The organism is Pseudomonas frederiksbergensis, assembly GCF_900105495.1.
In the GTDB taxonomy this organism is placed as follows: domain Bacteria; phylum Pseudomonadota; class Gammaproteobacteria; order Pseudomonadales; family Pseudomonadaceae; genus Aquipseudomonas; species Aquipseudomonas frederiksbergensis.
Genome location: NZ_FNTF01000002.1, coordinates 2,267,460 through 2,284,823, shown reverse-complemented (window position 1 = coordinate 2,284,823; position 17,364 = coordinate 2,267,460). Strand labels below are relative to the sequence as shown.

The window sequence follows — 17,364 nt, the reverse complement described above, 5'->3', positions numbered from 1 at the left end:
GTAGCGGTCTACTGACAGAAATAACAGGTAGATGAGGCCTCCTGACCAACGGTCATCTCCTCACCTTTCACCAGCGCAGCCTCTTAACCGGCGCGGGTTCTTTCATGACAATAAAACCGTAATCGCCAATCAGATAAATCCGGTAGTACTGGCTCTCCACCAGCGGCGGATAGTGCTGATAACCCACCCGGGTGGCGTTACGTCGCTCCTTCTCTGCAACAACGTTGGTGATCCCCACTTTCGGCAGGTTCTCGGCCAGCATGAAGAAGTCGATGTTCAGCAGATAGTGCAACACCGGCATCTGCTTGAACGAGCCCGCCGCCCCCCTCAGCCAGTAATCGGAATAGGTCACTGACATGTAAATGCGCTTGGCCTCGAGCAGCTGTCGATTCGACGCGATGTCGTGTTCAAGACTCAATAGTGCGCTGGACGCGAAGGCTTTCTGCACCGTCAGCACGCGCCCGTAGGCGTACGACAGCGAAAGCATCGCCAACAACGGAATCACCAACAACAGCGGCAGCCGCTGGTGGATTCGTGCCAGCGCCAGATGGCTCAAATAGAACAACAGCACCAACAGGACCGCGAAGCCCATCAGGGTCCTGGCCCCTTCATTGAAGTCCCGAAAAAACAGCGCCATACCCGACACCAGTAAGGTCACTGCCGGTAATGCCAGCACGCAGATCAGGCCGATCAGCATTTTGTTCGCTGGGCGGTCCTGGCGCGCCACGACGTTGAGCCCCAGTCGCACCGCGCCAGCCATGGCACACAGCAACAACCCGGCGAACACCCAGGTAAATCCGCCATGAAACAGCAGCACGACTTTTTCCAGCACCCTGGCGATGTTGACGTGCAGTTGCAGCAACGGCTCCGCGCTCCAGTTCAGCAGCAGGGTGCGCTTGTGCTGAGTGAACGGATAAGCACTGACGGCGTAAATCAGGCAGCCGAGAAAGGCCTGAGCGATTTTCCAGCCGATCAACCCGCACCATTGCGGCCAGGCCAGTTTGTCATTGGCGCCCCTGAGCACTTCCAGGCAACACAACCCGAGAAACACATTGAAGCTCACCTGATACAACCCTATCGCCAAGGCAACCAGAAAGGACGGCACCAGCCACTGCTGAATGCGCGAAGGGGAACGAAAGGTGATCGCATGGATGACCGCCACCACGCTCAACGCCATGGCGGGCCCGTCGTATTGATAAGACAGGTTTTGCAGGAAGAACGGGTTGTACCAGAGCGGTAGCGTTACCAGGCAGCAGGCGATTGTCGGTTGGGGATAGTAATGAAACGTCAGGCTGGTCAGTGCCGCGGCCATGGCCAGCGTGGCGATCAACAGCGGCAGCGGAAAGATGTTCGGCGCGGCCTGGCTGAAAGTCAGCAGGTTGTAGAAGAACTCGGTGAATAACCGTCCCTGCTCCGCCCAAGCCATACCGGCCGACAAGGATCGCCAGTTGTCATCGATATACGGATAGTCCGCAAGGATCAGCGGCACCACATACACCAGGGTTGCCAGCAAAAAAAACAGCCAGACTTGCCGACGCCCGAGTTCCTTGCTGAAAAAATCGCTGAACCTGCCCATGCTAAATCCCGAGCCGGTCTTTGCCGCCGATGATGTCTTTCACCACGTAGCGCGGCCGATGCTTGGCTTCGATGTAGATGCGGCCAACGTATTCACCAAGGATGCCGATGCCGATCAGCTGCACGCCGCCGAGAAACAGAATCGCGGTCATCAACGACGGGTAACCGGGGACGCTGTTGCCGAAGAAAATCTTGTCCAGCACCATGTACACCGCGTAGAGCACCGCGAAGATCGAAATACCGCCGCCGACGTAAGTCCATAAGCGCAACGGCACCGTGCTGAACGACGTCACGCCTTCCAGCGCCAGGTTCCAGAGTTTCCAGCCATTGAACTTGCTGGTGCCCGCCACTCGCTCGGCGCGCTCGTATTCCACCACCACGGTGTTGAACCCGGCCCACGACAGCACACCTTTCATGAACAACTGGTGTTCGGGAAGCGTGCGAATCACGTCGACCACCTTGCGGTCCATCAGCCGAAAATCGCCGACGTTTTCTTCGATGCGGGTGTAGGCGATACGGTTCAGCACCCGGTAGAACAGCGAAGCGCTGTGGCGTTTCAGGTAACCGTCGGCGGTGCGATCCCGGCGTTTGGCAAGCACCACATCCGCGCCTTTTTGCCATTGGTCGATCAACCGCGGGATGACGCTGATCGGGTCCTGCAAATCGACATCCATGGGAATCACCGCATCGCCGGTGGCGTATTCCAGGCCGGCGAACAACGCCGGTTCCTTGCCGAAGTTGCGCGAAAAGTTGATCAGCAATATCTGTTCATCGGCCTGCGCCAAGGCCTTGACCTCCTCGGCCGTGCGGTCGGAACTGCCATCGTTGATGAACACGATTTCGACCTCGGTCTGGTCAAGCTTCAACTCGCGACGCACGGCCTGGTAAAACAGGCTGACCGCCTGTTCTTCATTGAATACCGGAACGATCAGCGAGACTTTCATGCGTTACGCCTGCGAAAGACCACGTACTTTGAAAACAGAAAGCCCAGCACCAGGCTCAACGCCGAAAAAATAGCCACCGTCAGCAGGCCATGAAGTCTCCATACGTCACCGGCATGGCCGACGCCCAGACTCAGCGCCCCCATGGCTCCCAAGAATAGAAGATAACCGCCGACCGACGCCTTGGCTTCGAAGGTATACAGCGCGTTCATGTAGAAGGAAAACGAGGCGGCAACGCAGAAGGCAGACAGGTTACTGACAGCCTGACTGAAGCCGGCCCCCACGCTCAGCAGGAAGAAGATTTGCCAGTGAATCAGCGTGTTGGCGACCCCGACCACCGTGTAACTGGAGAATCCTTTCCACAAGAGCCTCATGGTGATTCTCCCGTTTCACTTCATAAAACTTTGAACATGTCTACTGTCAGAAATCACAGGTCTGACGACCTTTCAGACCAGCGGTCAGGGCTTACCTCAATGCCAAGAGACATTCCGTAATATCCCCGTTTTGCAATTACCAGCAAATCACGCCACCCTGCGCGCCGCCTAAGTGCGGCGCGCAATCTTTAGCGCCCTTGGCTTTTTCCTTTCTCAACACCCGCCCACGAGCCTGCCGTCATGACGTTTGAGCGCGATCACCGAATCGACTTTTTTCGCGGCCTGGCACTGATCTTCATTTTTTGGGATCACGTGCCTCACAACCCCCTTGGCCAAATCACCCTGCGCAATGTCGGTTTCAGCGATGCGGCAGAAATATTCGTGTTTCTCGCCGGCTACGCGGCCGTTCTGGCCTACGGCAAAATCCTTGCGCGCGATGGTTACCTGATTGCCTGCGTGAAGATTCTGCGGCGCGCCTGGGTGCTCTACGTGGTCCATATTTTCCTGTTGGCCATGCTGATGGGCATCGTGTTCTTCGCCAACAGCCATGTGGAAACCCGCGATCTGGTAGAAGAAATGGGCCTGCATCACTTCATCACCAACCCCCAGCAAGCGTTGACGGATGAGTTACTGCTGCGCTTCAAGCCGAACCTGATGGACCCGCTGCCGCTGTACATCGTGCTGCTGGCGGGATTGCCGCTGGTCCTGCCGTTGCTGGTGCGCAAGCCGTGGGCGGTCGTCGCCGTGTCATTGGCGGTGTACTTGCTGGCTCCGCGGTTTGGCTGGAACCTGGCGGCCATCAAGGACGGTGTGTGGTACTTCAACCCCGTGACCTGGCAACTGCTGTTTGTCCTCGGCGGCTTCATGGCGATTCATGGGCAGCGGCCACGTGTGCCCGACACTCGCCCGCTGGTGCGTCAGCCGTTGTTTGTCAGCGCGGCGGTGTACGTGGTGGTGGCCGGGGTGATTACTGTCTCCTGGCGCTGGCCGCAAATACACGATGCCCTGATGCCGGCGAGCCTGAGCAACTTGTTGTACCCGATCAGCAAGACCGATCTGTCGCCGGTCCGTTTGCTGCACTTCCTGGCGCTGGCCTATGTCACCGCCAGGCTCTTGCCCGGCAGTGGCTGGACGCAAAACTGGCTGGCGCAGCAATGCTGCCGCATGGGGCGCTACTCACTGGAAGTTTTCTGCCTCGGCGTGCTGTTGGCGCCCTTGGCGGACATGCTCAACGCCCTGACCGACGATGCGTTTGCCATGCAGGTTTTCACCGCATTGGTGGGTGCCGGGGTCATGGCGTTGCTGGGGGCGTGGCTGGATTTCAACAAACGCCTGAATCGGCAACTGTCGGTGGCGACCGCTTAAGATCAAAAGATCGCAGCCTCGTTTCACTCGACAGCTGCTACAGGGGAACGTGTTTGCCGAATCCGTGTACGGTCGTCAATCGCGATTCCTGTAGCAGCTGTCGAGTGAAACGAGGCTGCGATCTTTTGACCCTCCAAACGCAAAAGCCCCGATCATCACGACCGGGGCTTTTTCATTTCAGGTGTTACGTCTTACGAAGCTGAACGCACCGCCCCCTGCGACACATTGGTCGGTTGCAGCTTGAACACGTAGAACAACACTGTCAGCAGGACCAGGAACGCCGGGCCGACATAGAGCGCCACGCGGGTGTCCGGGAAGTACGCCATCAGGCCGACCACCAGCACCAAAAACGCCAGCGCCAGGTACGAGCTGACCGGGTACAGCCACATCTTGTATTTCAGACCGGCACGTTCGCTGGCGCTCAGGCCTTGGCGGAACTTGAGCTGGGCCAGCAGGATCATCACCCAGGTCCAGATCGCGCCGAAGGTGGCAATCGCGGTGACCCAGACGAAGACTTTCTCCGGGACCATGTAGTTGAGCAGCACACCCAGCAACAGCACGAAAATCGACAACAGCAACGCGCGACGGGGCACCCCATTGCTCGAAGTCTGGGCGAAACCGGCCGGGGCCTGACCGTTCTGCGCCAGGCTGTAGAGCATGCGCCCGGTGCTGAAGATACCGCCGTTGCACGACGACAGTGCCGCGGTGATCACCACGAAGTTGATGATGCCAGCGGCAGTCTTGATGCCCAGACGCTCAAAGGTCATCACGAACGGACTGCCCTGGGTGCCGATTTCGTTCCATGGGTAGATCGACAGGATCACGAACAGCGCGCCGACGTAGAACAGCAGAATCCGCCAGAACACCGAGCCGATCGCATTGGGAATGGTCTTCTGCGGGTTCTTCGCTTCACCGGCAGTCAGGCCGATCATCTCGACGCCGAGGTAGGCGAACATCACCATTTGCAGGGACATCAACACGCCTTGCACACCGTTGGGCATGAAGCCGCCGTGGGCCCAAAGATTGGAAATCCCCAGCGCCACACCGTCGTTGCCGAAACCGAATGCGATCACGCCGACACCGCCGATCACCATCGCAATGATGGTGACGATCTTGATCAAGGCGAACCAGAACTCGAACTCACCAAAGGCTTTTACTGCGATCAGGTTGATCGAGCCCATGCTGATCAATGCGGCAAGTGCCCAGATCCAGCGCGGCACATCAGGGAACCAGACGCCCATGTACACCGCCACCGCGGTGATTTCCGCAACGCAGGTCACCAGCCACAGGAACCAGTAGTTCCAGCCGGTCAGGAAGCCCGCCAATGGGCCGAGGTAGTCTTGAGCGTAGCGGCTGAAGGAGCCGGCGACGGGGTTGTGCACCGCCATCTCGCCGAGGGCGCGCATGATCACCAGGATCGCCAGACCGCCGATGATGTAGGACAGCATGATTGCCGGGCCAGCCATCTCGATGGCCTTGGCCGAACCGAGGAACAGACCGACACCGATACAGGCACCGAGCGCCATCAACCGAATATGCCGTTCGCCGAGTTCGCGTTTGAGCGGGCCGCCTTGAGCGGTCTCGCCATTGGGCAGGTGATTGCCTGGCATAGGAGTACAACCTCATCTTGTTATTGGATATGACCACCGAGTGTCGAAGCGCTGACCGGTAAGCCAATGCTTTTCTGAAACCGGACCTGCTTTGTGGGCAAACCCGTCTTGCAGGACAAAACCGGCAAGATCAGCGGGGCGTGCAGTATAAAAAGCTTCTGACAGGGTTTTTCACTCTATAAACCACAACATTCAGCGAGAACTCTCGGGAAAAGAGCGGTTTACGGAGTGGCATTACCTGGCTTACGTAGGATTAGTTGCCGATTAAGCGGCGCAGAGTATTGCACGGTAATGGTGCATCGTCATGCCCCTACATGCGTAGAAGTTACCGTCTGATGGCTCTAGTTCAGGCGTTTCAGACTCCCCACCGCGCATGGTGAGGGGGCTCTTGTGGTGAGGGGCTTTGTGGCGAGGGGGCTCGCCCCCGTTCGGCTGCGCAGCAGTCGTATTACCGGTACACGCGATGTTCCTGATGGGACTGCTTCGCAGTCCAACGGGGGCAAGCCCCCTCGCCACAGCAAGCCCCCTCGCCACAAAAGCCCCCTCACCACAGGGAATGATGGGAAATCGATACTTGTGCATTCACAATTTTTTCACCAAGGCCAACCACCGTCTAAGCTTCAGACAAGTCCTCTCAATCTGCGTGAATGGATCAGTCGACTATGGGCGTTTTGTGGCAAACCGATTCGAGTAAAAATGTGGTTCAGACTGGACGTATGGACGAAACGCCTTTACCTGAAAAATCCCGAAGCAGTCGCACCAGGCACGGCTGGGGTGCGTTTTGGTTGTTGTTGCTGATTATCCTGATTGTCGTCGGGTTGGCCGCAGCCAAGGAAATGCGCACGTCGAAGTTTCAATCCCGGGAACTGAGCCAATACGCCGCCACTTTGAGTTACGAGCTCAAACCCGGTCCCAGCGATGCCATTCGCTATCCCGGTGCCGGTCCTTTCGACTTGCGCCTGGGCTACAGCTCTCTGGATGAATTCCTGCCACGTCTGATCAAGCGTGACTACGTTGTGGCAGCCCAGACCCGGTTTTCACAAAAACTGATGGACTACACCGACAAGGGCTTTTTCGTGCCCTACCCGGAAAAAATCCAGGCGGGATTGTCGATCACCGATTGCCGTGCGGCACCGCTTTACCAGTACAAGTACCCACAACAACTGTATTCAAGCTTTGCGGCAATCCCTCCCGTGGTGGTCAACAGCTTGCTGTTCATCGAAAACCGCTTCTTGCTCGATCCCCGTCAGCCCCGGGCCAACCCTGCCGTGGATTGGCCGCGGTTCGGCATGGCGGCGTGGTCCCAGGTCGCCAAGTTGATGCACCTGCCGGGCCAGTCGGCGGGCGGCAGTACCCTGGCGACGCAACTTGAGAAGTACCGGCATTCACCCGATGGCCTGACCGTGTCGGGCGCGGAAAAAATCCGTCAGATGATTTCTGCCAGCGTGCGCGCCTATCAGGCCGGGCCGGAGACCCTTGAAGCCCGGCAGAATGTGATTCGCGATTACCTCAACAGCGTGCCTCTGTCGGCGGTACCCGGCCACGGTGAAGTGCATGGCATGGCCGAAGGTTTGCGTGTCTGGTACGGCGCCGACTTCAACCAGGCCAACGAGCGGCTGGCCAGCAAGGAGACCGATCCGAAAAGCATGTCGGAAAAAGGTCTGGCCCTGCGGGAGATGCTGTCTTTGATGATTGCCCAGCGCCGCCCTTCCCACTACCTGACCAAGGGCCGCGAGGAACTGGCCAGCCTCACCGACAGCCACATCCGCCTGCTGGCTCAGAATGGCGTGATCGATGCGCCACTTGCGGCGGCGGCATTGGCCAGCAAAGTGACCTATCGCGACTGGCAGACACAACCCACCATTCAGCCCATCGAAACCAACAAGGGCATCAGCGTGGCACGCAGTCGTCTGGGCGGGTTGCTCAACCGTCCGCTGTACGACCTCGATCGCCTTGATCTTTCCGCCACCAGCACCCTGCAAGGCGAGTTGCAAGCCCAGGCCACCGAGTACCTCAAGCATCTGGCCGACCCTGAGTTTGCGGCGCAGATCGGCTTGATGGGCGAACGCCTGCTGACCCCCACCAGTACCGCCCAGGTGCGCTACAGCTTCACACTGTTCGAACTGACCCCGGATGGTTCGCGGGTGCGGGTGCAGACCGACAGCACCGACCAGCCGTTCGATATCAATGAAGGCAGCAAGCTGGAACTGGGCTCCACCGCCAAGATGCGTGTGCTGACCACCTATTTGCAGATCATCGCCGAGCTGCACGAAAAATACGCAGCCATGACCGTCCCGGAACTGAAGAAGGTCGACGTCCCGGATCAGGACCGCCTGAGTCGCTGGGCCGTCGATTACCTGATCCAGACCAAGGACCGCAATTTGCCAGGCATGCTCGGCGCTGCACTGGATCGCAAATACTCGGCCAGCCCCGGTGAAGCTTTTTTCACCGGTGGCGGGCTGCACACATTCGTTAACTTTCGCAAAGAAGACAACGGGCGCCTCCCGACCCTGCGCGATGCCCTGCGCGAGTCGATCAACCTGCCATTCATTCGGCTGATGCGTGACCTGGTGCGCTACACCACGTATTCCGGCCCCAATAGCAGCGCCGAATTGCTCAAAGACGACCGCGACCCTCGGCGTCAGGAATACCTGGCTTCGTTTGCCGACCGTGAAGGCACATCGTTCCTGCTGAAGTTCTGGAAGAAGTACAAGAACAAGGACACCCAGGCGCGACTCGAGACCTTCCTCGACGGAATGCGCCCGACCCCGATCCGCATGGCCGCGGTGCATAGGTATCTGTTGCCACAGGCCAGTCAGGAAAGCTTCAACATGTTCGTGCGCTCGCACCTCAAAGGCGCCAAGCTCACCGAAAAACTGACTGACGAACGTCTTCAGCGGCTTTACGAAAGCTACGGCCCTGGCGCCTATGACCTACCGGACCAAGGCTTCATCGCCAAGGTTCACCCGCTGGATCTCTGGTTGATCGGCTATTTGTTGAACAACCCCGACGCCAAGTTCAGCCAGATCGTCAAAGCCAGCCAGTTCGAACGCCAGGAAGTCTACAGTTGGCTGTTCAAAAGCCGTCACAAGGGTGCGCGCGACAGCCGCATTCGCACCATGCTGGAGATCGAGGCGTTTCTCGACATTCACCAGCGCTGGCAGAAAGTCGGCTATCCGTTCGATCACCTGGTGCCATCGCTGGCCACCGCCATCGGCAGCTCCGGCGATCGTCCGGCAGCCTTGGCGGAGCTGATCGGCACCATCCTCAACGATGGCGTGCGCATGCCCACGCTGCGCATCGACAGCCTGCATTTTGCAGCGAACACACCGTACGAAACCAAACTGATCAATAACCCGGATGTCGGTAAACGGGTGATGTCTTCCGAGGTGGCCACAGCCATGCGTGAAGCGTTGTCGCAGGTGGTGGATGCCGGTACAGCCAAACGCATCTCCGGCAGTTTCATAACGCCTGATGGCAAACCGTTGGGCATGGGCGGCAAAACCGGTACGGGCGATAACCGCATCGAAGCCTTCGGTTCGGGGGGGCGAATTCTGAGTTCGAAATCCATTAACCGCACCGCGACCTTCGTGTTCTACATCGGCGATCGTCACTTCGGCACGATGACCGCGTTCGTGCCCGGGCAAACGGCCGAAGCGTTCAAGTTCACCTCTGCCCTGCCAGTGCAAGTGCTCAAGGGGATGGCGCCGATTCTGACGCCGTATCTGCAACCGGGAAGCAGTGTCGCGTGTGCGCCGGTTCCGACATCGCGACTGTGAGTTTCAGACATTCAGTTCAATGGTGGCGGCCGATGCGCGAGCGCCTTGAAAACCGAAGCGCTGCTTGCGCTCACTCCCCCGGCGCCCTGGCGTTGAACAACAACAGTACGTTGCCGTCGTAATCCCCCGGGCGGTATCCCCCGGGCGGCTTCACTGGCGCGATTTCCAGCAACACCCGCGTGCCTGCCGCCGCTTCAGCCGCCGACACCACCAGCCGTGAAGAAAGGTCCGGGCTCAACTCCACCCCGTTGAAACTGACCCGCAATGCCATGTTGTCACTCGGCCTGCCGTTCGACAGGTAGGGGGTGGCCTCCAGGCGCGCTTCAATGGCGCTGGTGTCATGCCGCACATCGAAATACTTGCGCACGCTGCTCAGGGTCTTGGTGGAAGGGTTCCAGTTCAACCGCTGCGGTCGGTGAATCCAGTCCGACTCGGCCGGGATTACGTAAAACCCGAGGGTCGGAATATCCGCCGACACTTCGAACGTGTGCTCCTCCCGCGCCGCGAAAGCGCAAGCACTTATCAGCGTCAAGGCCCCCACGCATCCGGCGACGGTCGCTTGCTTGATCATGTCAGTTATCTGTTGCATCACCGATCACCTCTTCATTGCTTGCTGGCGATGCGCAGCGTTTTTTTCGCGTTGCCCTCAACCAGATTGAAGCGGTACTCGCGACCGGGCTTTTTCTCGAATTCGAACGTCTTGCCCGCGAGGATGTGGTGTTTGGTAGTCGGCTCGCACTCGGTTTCATCCTTCAGCGAGCAGTTGCGAAACTCGTCGACCACCACGACCGTATTGCCGTTATTGCGCAGCGTGTAACGCTCGGCTGCGTCATCGATCACGCTGTCGAAACGAGTGTCCTTTGGCCGCACGAAGAACACCGTGCCAAACCCGGTCATGACGTTGACCCCCGCCGACAGATTCTTTTTGTACTCATCGCGTTCCTCGCTGGACACCGCAAAATCGTCTTCCTTTTCCGGCACCACCGGCACAAAGCGCACGCGAAAATATCGTTCGGTGTCCCGATTGCCCATCAGCAGCAAGCGTGTGCCCTGCATGCCATTGGCCGGCACGATCAAGCGCGCGGGACTGGCCATCAAGCCATCGCGGCCACTCGCATCCGCTTGGGTCTTGACCGGCACTTCACGGGACGTGCCATCGTCGTCGTAGAGGATCTCCAGGATGTTGACTTTGACGAACGCGGTGCTGTCACCGCGGTTGAACACACGCTTGAGGTACGTGCTCTTGTCACCATCCAGATAGTCGTAGACCGTTCCGACGTTAATCTGCGGCCCGGCCTGAAGACCCAATGAAAAACCGCTCAACCCCAACAGCAACCACAGACGTTTCATACCCTTGAACCTCATGACAATGAACACAACACGAATGGCACCTGGCGATACGTAGCCCATCAAAGATCCGAATCCCAGATCACCGTGACGTTGCCGGCGTAGTAGCCCGCCTGACCGGGGCTGAGCATGAAACCCATCTGACTGGCTGGAATTTCGAAGTGCAGTACGCCTGGACGCCTTTCCACATAAAAGCTCGGTTGAAACTGCTGGGCATTCGCTGCACCGGTACGTAGCCGGCGTTGCTTGACCGGTTGGCCGGCGAGGTCGGTCAGGCCATTGGGCAGCGTGGTGCTGACCTGCACCTCAACCGCACGCCCGGTCTTGCGGTCCAGGATCATGCACTCAAAAGGGTTTATGGCGATTTCGCATTCCAGGTGCATTTTGAAACGCGTCGACGCCGAGATATTGAAACTCTGATCCCGGAACAGCCGTACAGGCTTTCGCCCTTCCTGCAGCCAGCTTTGCCAGCCACCTGCCGGGGTCAACCGGACTTTTTCCCCGCCAGGAGGGATATCGACTTTCAGCGTGTGCTGTACGTCCAGCACGAAGTCCAGGGTCAGGTTACTGTCGTTCGCAGGCATGCTTCCCAAGTCGAAATCAGCGCCTGGGCCGACCCGATAGCTCATCGATCCGGTATAGAGCCCGCTCGACATTCCCAGCGGGTTGGGCGTGCGCAGTTCATAGGCAATATCCAGATTTTCGAAGGACATGTGCGGGATAGCAAAGTAGGTTCTTTTGTTGCAGGCCGCCTCTGTCGGGGTTTTCCAGAAGAATCGATACGTACTGGGTGAGTACGCCCCTACACCGCTGTACTCGCAAGGAGGTGGCGCGTATACCCAGCTGCTGCCGTACCACAGTTTCTGATGTCCCTCGAGAATGTCTGTCACACCGACCAGGCTGGCGGCCGAATGACTCAGGACGTATTCGGAACCGACACCGGTAATGCGCACCTCGACCGTTTCGGTTTCCAGTGTTTGCCTGTTCGTCACCGTCAGTTGCCGCCAGTTGGCCGGTACTTTCACAGGGATGAGATCCAGACGCCCGATGTTTGCCCTCGGTCCGAAGCGAATCGGCAAACGAATGCTGAACATATTGTTGTCCTGGCACTGGTCCGGGTAAGTCGCGCAATAGCCGCTGTTCGGGGTCTTGTTGATGAATACGTTTTTTTGCGGCTGCGAGGGATCGGGGGTGAACAGCGCCCGGATCTCCTGATTCACCGCCCCAACCGATGGAGCCACCAGCGTCATCGCCAGCGCCAGGCCGATAGTAGAGATTTTCATGGCTTCAACCTGCCTTCTGGTCAGAGGAACTGGCATCGGCCAGCGTGTCCGGCGTGCACTGCAGATCACCAATCATCAACACGTTGTTTTCACTGCGATAACGATTGGCATCAAGGCGGAACTGGCACAACAGCTGATTGGCGTAACGCACCTCCAGGGTCGGTGAACCGGCGTTCATCTCCATCGAGAAAAACCCGTCGACTTCAGTCACCCCACGGCTGGCATGGTTGATCACGTGATGCCCCTTGAGCGGCTGTCCTTGTGCATCGAGCAAGCGCCCGAGCACAGTCAGGGTTTTCATCACCCGCACCTGGCGATATTCCACGCCGCCCTTGTTCAAGTGATAGCGGGTACGGGAAGGTTCGATGCTCGCCGCCGGCACATGGTTGCCTTCGAAATCAAAGCTCACCGAGCTGTTCCTGTAGGCCGTCAATGGAATGAAATTGCGCCCCGGGCGCAACGCCACGCTGCCGCCACTGAGGTCGTCGGCGCGCAGGGCGATGCCGTCGATATCGGACTCGATGTCGACAATCATCCCGGCGCCGCGCCCCTGATGCTGGCTGGTCAGGGCCATGCGCTGACCACCAACGACCACCGTGCTGTCGAGGTTTACGCCGCCTGTGAAGTTGCCGTTGAAGGAGGAACGCTGAACAAAACCGTCGCCGTTGATTGCATCGGTGCGAAAGTTCGTCAGGCTCGACAAGCCGACGCCGTAAGTGTCTGTGAGCGCGGTTACCGAGACACTTTGCAGCACATGGTCTTGCAGGTCTTTGCGGTAACCGAGTGACGCGTTGTTGTCGCGGCTGCCGTCACGGGCCGTACGCGAACCGATGCTGCCGGATACCTGCTGACCAGGTCCGCCCAGTGCCATGTTGATGCTTAGATCGACCCCGCGATTACGCGCATCGCCGCTGCTGAAGCTGCCCGGACGATCGAACAGCGACAGTCGCCAGTTGGCATCGCTGCCCAGCAGCGTCATGCGTTGCGTCCAACCCAGGTCCAGGCCCACGCCTTCAACGTTGCCGTCGCTGTGAGACACCCGCGCGTTGAGCGAACTTTTGCGGCTGATCCGGTGGTTCAACGCCAGCGATGAATTGCTGGTTTCGCCGGTGAACACGTTACGTTGGCGCACGCGGGTGCCGTCGGGCAATGTGTCGTAGGTGTTGGTGGTGTCGAGCCAGCTGCGGTTATGGCTCACGACCAGGCTGCCGGAACCATAGTTGTAGAGCGCTTGCAGATCGGCGCCGCTGCCGTGGTCTTCGGTCTGGTACAGATTGGCGTAGAGGTTGATGCTGTTGGCCAGGCTCCAGTCGATGGAACTGCCGTACTGAAGGGTGTTGCGGACCTGACGTGCCGACAACCCTAGAATCGCTCGAGGATGCAGCAGGTAGTTGATCGCAGCTCCCGCCGTCGCATCGCCGTCGTTCTGTTGATCCCAGTTGCTGAGCAGTTTGCTTTCCTGCCCGGCGAACAGGTTATAGCGCCAGCGCTCATCAAGATTGCGCCAGTTGTTCGGTTTGTAGATCAGTTCCTGGGTGGTCGTGGTGGTTTGACCGTCTTCGATCAATCGCACTTCCACTTCGTAAATACCGCCGGGCAATGGCCGGGTGTCGAGGGTCTGCAAACCTGCCGGGACGGATTGGGTGTGGATCAGCAAACCATCGCGATAAATCTCCACCGAGGCCTGGCGATTGGCGGTGACATAAATCGGATAAACACTGGGTTTCGGGCTGTCGATCGCCAGGCTGTCAGAACTGCCGTACATCACGCCCACGGCGATGTCAGGGCTGGTGCCAAACGAGCGCGGCTGGCGAGTGAGGCCTTCGGAATTGGGGGTGAAATATCCCAGTCGAAAAAAACTGCCTTGCAGTTCGCGCTGGGTGTAAAGCTCATGCACCGCGTGGTAGGTCTTGGTGTCCGGGCCGCCAAGACGTGCCAGTTGCATGTTGAAGGTCTGGCTCCAGTTGCCAAGGCTGCCACTGGCTTCGAGGCCGAAGCGCCCCCCCAGATCCTGTTCCTGGCCTCCGTTGAGGTTGAGCTGGTTGCGCACCATCAGGCCGCTGCTGCCGCCTTCGGGCTGTTCGTAAAACCGCTTGGCTTGAGTGTCGCGCTCGGCATTTTCGGTGACGATCGACAGCAATGAGCTTTCCAGGTTGTAGTGAACCGCCAGCATCTGTTCCGGGCACTGACCGGTACAGGCGCCCAGCGCCACGCCGGGCTTGAGAACATCGGCCCAGGTTTGGCGCTCACTGGCGTCAAAACGGCTTTCGCTGGTATCGGTGAAATCGAGCAACGTCACCCGGTCGTCGCGGGACAACACAATCATCGCCTCGCCGAGAGGCTGTTGATCGAGCTCGACCCGAACGGCCAACGGCACATCGAAGAAATGCTCCTCGAAATCCGCCGGCAGACCCTTGGCCTGGGCCAGCAAACTTCTGGGGGTATTATCAATAGAAGTCGGCGCCGCAAATGCGCTGCTACATAACAGCAACGCAAGCGCTGCCGCGATGGGCGTCATCGGGAACATGAACAAGTACTCTGATTACAAGGAAGTCAAAACCCGGCCGACAAACCGAAAGTTTGCCGACCGGTTACGTTACTTTGAATAAGTAAACGTTCTGCCGCGAGTGTTACTTAGACGGAAGGTTCAACGACCAGCAGGACAACGCCGGTGTAATCACCTGCATCAGGCTTGCCGCCTGTTGCACTGATTTTGAACGGTGCGCGATAGCGGACGTTGGACTCGGCTTCGCCAACAACTTCCTGCGAAGTGGTCGTCAGCGTTTTGCCGTTGAGCTCGACTTTCAGGTCGATGGTCTTGTTACCGGCAATCAGCTTCGGCACGCCTTCCAGGCGGGCGTGAACCTTGCCGGCGGTGTGCAGCACGTCAAAGTGCCCGTCGACTGTTCTCATGGAGTCGGTAGACGGGTTGTAGCTCATGTCCTGGTCCTTGTTGACCAGGTCCGCATCGACCGGTACCGCGTAGAAATCGTCGGCCGGGACGTGGGCCAAAATGTTGATGGAGTGCTTGGCCTCGGTAGCGGCAAACGCCATCGAGGAGCTCAGTGCCAGAACAGCCAAAGGAGCAGCAAACGCGATTTTCTTGAACATTAGTCAGTACCTGTCGTTTTAAATAATCGATTCGTTGAAAGTTCCTGAATAAGTAGAACTGTCACGAGCAGTTATGACTCAACTGAACTTTCAACGCCGAAAGATGATCGACCAATTGTTCTGGAAAGTAAGCAGGCAAGTTCCGACAACCGTGTAGCCAAAGTGCATCAGCGAGGAAAGAAAAAACCTGAAATAACATAAAAGTGACTGTCTGACTGTAAGACACAGACTACAAACCCTGCTCTATCAGCAATAACAACGAGATATTAACGAAGCAACTTCTGTAGGACTAACACTACATACCCAGCAAACATTAGGCACACACATAACATTAGAGAGTTAACACTAATTTCCGGCCTTTAACTGAATTAAAAACCACCATTTTTCTGATATTGCAGGCTTCGACCCGACGCGACGTTCGGGGTAGCCACTGGTCGGGAGTCCTTGCCTTCTCGTTAAGATATATCTTAAGTTGTATCTAAACACGACGAGAGAAAGCAAAAAATGAGAGACCATCATTCCCCCCACCGTGAACACGGTGACGGCCGCGACGGCTTCGAGAAACGCCCCGGCCGCGAACGCAGTGGACGCGGCCCCCGGGTGTTTGCCCCCGGTGACCTGAAATTGCTGCTGTTGGCGCTGATCGCCGAACAGCCGTGCCATGGCTATGACCTGATCCGCCAGATAGAAAGCATGTTCGACGGCGCCTACTGCCCCAGCCCCGGTGTGATCTACCCGACCCTGACCTTCCTTGAAGAAAGCGAAATGATCCTGGGCGACGCCGAGGGCGGAAAAAAACGCTACACCATCACCGAGGCCGGACGTCTGTCATTAAGCGATCAGGCGATCGCACTGGATGGCGTGCGGATGCGCATCGAAGTCAGCAAGCGCTCATTGCGCGGCCATGACCGTCCCGCCGAAATTCACGAAGCAGTGCACAACTTGCGTCATGCCTTGCAGATGCATCACGGCCGCTGGAGCCCGGAAGAAATCCTGCGGGTGCGCGACCTGCTGAACAACACCGCCAAAGCCATCGTCGACGGCCCTGCCGTTCAACCCGCTCAGGAGCAAGCCGAATGACTGAAGTGATCGTGCAAACCATCCACCGTGTCAGCCACGAGATCAAACGCCGTCGTCTGGAATTGTTGCGGGTGGTCGACCTGACGCCGCGCATGCGTCGCATCACGCTGGGTGGTCCGGAATTGGCGGGCTTCGTCAGCCTCGGCACGGACGACCACGTCAAACTGCTGTTTCCACAAAACGCGGCGGAACAAGCGGCGCTGGAAACCCTGGTGCTCGGTGCCGGCAAAACCGATCAGCCGATGCCGGCCATGCGCGATTACACGCCGCGTCGTTACGATCTCGACACGCTGGAACTGGACATCGACTTCGTGCTGCACGGCGACGGCCCGGCCTCGACCTGGGCCGAGCAAGCCAAACCCGGCCAGTTCCTGCACATCGGCGGGCCACGGGGATCGATGGTCGTGCCGGACATCTTCGACAGCTACTTGCTGATCGGTGACGAAACGGCCCTGCCTGCGATCGCTCGACGCCTGGAAGGCCTGGCGGCCGATCGCCGGGTGCTGGCGGTCATCGAAGTGGAGAACGGTGCCGAGCAACAGAAGCTGGAAAGCGCTGCGCAGGTGAATGTGATCTGGGTCTTGCGCGAAGGCGGGAAGAACAACTTGCTCAACACCGTGAAGGAACTGCAAGTGCCCAGCGGCAATCTGTACGCCTGGGTGGCGACCGAAAGCAAAGTGTCGCGGCAGATACGCCGGGTGTTGCTCGATGAGCATGGACTGGATGAAAAGTTCGTCAAAGCTGTGGGTTACTGGCGGCTGGATGATAGCGTTGATGAGTGATCAAGGCTTATAAGCTTTTTTGTGGCGAGGGAGCTTGCTCCCGCTCGGCTGCGAAGCAGTCGTGAAATCAGCATACGCGGTGTTTCAGTTAAAACTCAGTCGCAGGTTTTAGCACTG

The 17,364-nt window shown here is 58.3% G+C and carries 13 protein-coding genes; 4 read left to right on the top strand and 9 right to left on the bottom strand.

Translation table 11 applies throughout. The annotated features are described in order from the left end of the window. Window positions 1-67 precede the first annotated feature (67 nt). From BLW70_RS10765 to BLW70_RS10755, 3 genes are read right to left on the bottom strand one after another with little or no spacing between them, the layout of a single operon-like run. A complete protein-coding gene (locus tag BLW70_RS10765) occupies window positions 68-1,576 on the bottom strand; it encodes a glucosyltransferase domain-containing protein (RefSeq protein ID WP_074873997.1) in 1,509 nt (502 codons plus the stop codon). Between the two features lies 1 nt (window position 1,577). Next, on the bottom strand, window positions 1,578-2,519 hold the full coding sequence (locus tag BLW70_RS10760) for a glycosyltransferase family 2 protein (protein WP_074873996.1): 942 nt from the start codon (window positions 2,517-2,519) through the stop codon (window positions 1,578-1,580). Next, the gene (locus tag BLW70_RS10755; RefSeq protein WP_074873995.1) at window positions 2,516-2,890 is read right to left on the bottom strand and encodes a GtrA family protein; all 375 of its coding nucleotides are present in this window, start codon (window positions 2,888-2,890) and stop codon (window positions 2,516-2,518) included. The genes BLW70_RS10760 and BLW70_RS10755 overlap by 4 nt, the downstream gene beginning before the upstream one ends. A gap of 240 nt (window positions 2,891-3,130) precedes the next feature. On the opposite strand from BLW70_RS10755, the gene BLW70_RS10750 reads away from it, so the two are divergent. Further along, window positions 3,131-4,255: an OpgC family protein gene (locus BLW70_RS10750; RefSeq protein ID WP_074873994.1), complete on the top strand. Its 1,125-nt coding sequence runs from the start codon at window positions 3,131-3,133 to the stop codon at window positions 4,253-4,255. A 191-nt stretch (window positions 4,256-4,446) separates the two neighbouring features. Here BLW70_RS10750 and BLW70_RS10745 read toward each other — a convergent pair whose 3' ends face one another. After that, window positions 4,447-5,865 carry an amino acid permease gene (locus tag BLW70_RS10745; RefSeq protein WP_074873993.1) on the bottom strand — a complete coding sequence of 473 codons (1,419 nt, stop codon included), beginning with the start codon at window positions 5,863-5,865 and terminating at the stop codon, window positions 4,447-4,449. Between the two features lie 662 nt (window positions 5,866-6,527). On the opposite strand from BLW70_RS10745, the gene BLW70_RS10740 reads away from it, so the two are divergent. Continuing rightward, on the top strand, window positions 6,528-9,644 hold the full coding sequence (locus tag BLW70_RS10740; RefSeq protein ID WP_074873992.1) for a transglycosylase domain-containing protein: 3,117 nt from the start codon (window positions 6,528-6,530) through the stop codon (window positions 9,642-9,644). A gap of 70 nt (window positions 9,645-9,714) precedes the next feature. Here the strand turns inward: BLW70_RS10740 and BLW70_RS10735 are convergent, their stop codons facing one another. The 5 genes from BLW70_RS10735 to BLW70_RS10715 all read right to left on the bottom strand — a co-directional run bounded on the left by BLW70_RS10735 (window position 9,715) and on the right by BLW70_RS10715 (window position 15,385). Continuing rightward, window positions 9,715-10,215 carry a CS1 type fimbrial major subunit gene (locus tag BLW70_RS10735; RefSeq protein ID WP_074873991.1) on the bottom strand — a complete coding sequence of 167 codons (501 nt, stop codon included), beginning with the start codon at window positions 10,213-10,215 and terminating at the stop codon, window positions 9,715-9,717. Between the two features lie 32 nt (window positions 10,216-10,247). Beyond that, window positions 10,248-10,994, bottom strand: coding sequence for a pilus assembly protein (locus tag BLW70_RS10730; protein ID WP_074880501.1), 747 nt, complete (start codon window positions 10,992-10,994; stop codon window positions 10,248-10,250). Window positions 10,995-11,053: 59 nt separating this feature from the next. Further along, complete coding sequence (locus BLW70_RS10725) at window positions 11,054-12,274, bottom strand: hypothetical protein (RefSeq protein WP_074873990.1); 1,221 nt, start codon at window positions 12,272-12,274, stop codon at window positions 11,054-11,056. A gap of 4 nt (window positions 12,275-12,278) precedes the next feature. Next, window positions 12,279-14,801, bottom strand: a complete 2,523-nt coding sequence (locus BLW70_RS10720; protein WP_074873989.1) for a CS1-pili formation C-terminal domain-containing protein — start codon at window positions 14,799-14,801, stop codon at window positions 12,279-12,281. A 107-nt stretch (window positions 14,802-14,908) separates the two neighbouring features. Next, window positions 14,909-15,385 (bottom strand): CS1 type fimbrial major subunit, encoded by a 477-nt coding sequence (locus tag BLW70_RS10715; protein WP_074873988.1) that lies wholly within the window; start codon window positions 15,383-15,385, stop codon window positions 14,909-14,911. Between the two features lie 504 nt (window positions 15,386-15,889). Here BLW70_RS10715 and BLW70_RS10710 point away from each other — a divergent pair. Together BLW70_RS10710 and BLW70_RS10705 are read left to right on the top strand one after the other, a co-directional pair. Further along, complete coding sequence (locus BLW70_RS10710) at window positions 15,890-16,465, top strand: PadR family transcriptional regulator (protein ID WP_074873987.1); 576 nt, start codon at window positions 15,890-15,892, stop codon at window positions 16,463-16,465. Further along, window positions 16,462-17,247, top strand: a complete 786-nt coding sequence (locus tag BLW70_RS10705; RefSeq protein ID WP_074873986.1) for a siderophore-interacting protein — start codon at window positions 16,462-16,464, stop codon at window positions 17,245-17,247. The genes BLW70_RS10710 and BLW70_RS10705 overlap by 4 nt, the downstream gene beginning before the upstream one ends. Window positions 17,248-17,364: the final 117 nt, after the last annotated feature.

What these genes read in the sequence shown, in the direction of transcription:
- BLW70_RS10720 (WP_074873989.1), bottom strand. Translation starts at nt 14,801, where the DNA reads ATGTTCCCGATGACGCCCATCGCGGCAGCGCTTGCGTTGCTGTTATGT.
- BLW70_RS10745 (WP_074873993.1), bottom strand. Translation starts at nt 5,865, where the DNA reads ATGCCAGGCAATCACCTGCCCAATGGCGAGACCGCTCAAGGCGGCCCG.
- BLW70_RS10760 (WP_074873996.1), bottom strand. Translation starts at nt 2,519, where the DNA reads ATGAAAGTCTCGCTGATCGTTCCGGTATTCAATGAAGAACAGGCGGTC.
- BLW70_RS10705 (WP_074873986.1), top strand. Translation starts at nt 16,462, where the DNA reads ATGACTGAAGTGATCGTGCAAACCATCCACCGTGTCAGCCACGAGATC.
- BLW70_RS10730 (WP_074880501.1), bottom strand. Translation starts at nt 10,994, where the DNA reads ATGAAACGTCTGTGGTTGCTGTTGGGGTTGAGCGGTTTTTCATTGGGT.
- BLW70_RS10755 (WP_074873995.1), bottom strand. Translation starts at nt 2,890, where the DNA reads ATGAGGCTCTTGTGGAAAGGATTCTCCAGTTACACGGTGGTCGGGGTC.
- BLW70_RS10735 (WP_074873991.1), bottom strand. Translation starts at nt 10,215, where the DNA reads ATGATCAAGCAAGCGACCGTCGCCGGATGCGTGGGGGCCTTGACGCTG.
- BLW70_RS10750 (WP_074873994.1), top strand. Translation starts at nt 3,131, where the DNA reads ATGACGTTTGAGCGCGATCACCGAATCGACTTTTTTCGCGGCCTGGCA.
- BLW70_RS10710 (WP_074873987.1), top strand. Translation starts at nt 15,890, where the DNA reads ATGAGAGACCATCATTCCCCCCACCGTGAACACGGTGACGGCCGCGAC.
- BLW70_RS10765 (WP_074873997.1), bottom strand. Translation starts at nt 1,576, where the DNA reads ATGGGCAGGTTCAGCGATTTTTTCAGCAAGGAACTCGGGCGTCGGCAA.
- BLW70_RS10715 (WP_074873988.1), bottom strand. Translation starts at nt 15,385, where the DNA reads ATGTTCAAGAAAATCGCGTTTGCTGCTCCTTTGGCTGTTCTGGCACTG.
- BLW70_RS10740 (WP_074873992.1), top strand. Translation starts at nt 6,528, where the DNA reads ATGGGCGTTTTGTGGCAAACCGATTCGAGTAAAAATGTGGTTCAGACT.
- BLW70_RS10725 (WP_074873990.1), bottom strand. Translation starts at nt 12,274, where the DNA reads ATGAAAATCTCTACTATCGGCCTGGCGCTGGCGATGACGCTGGTGGCT.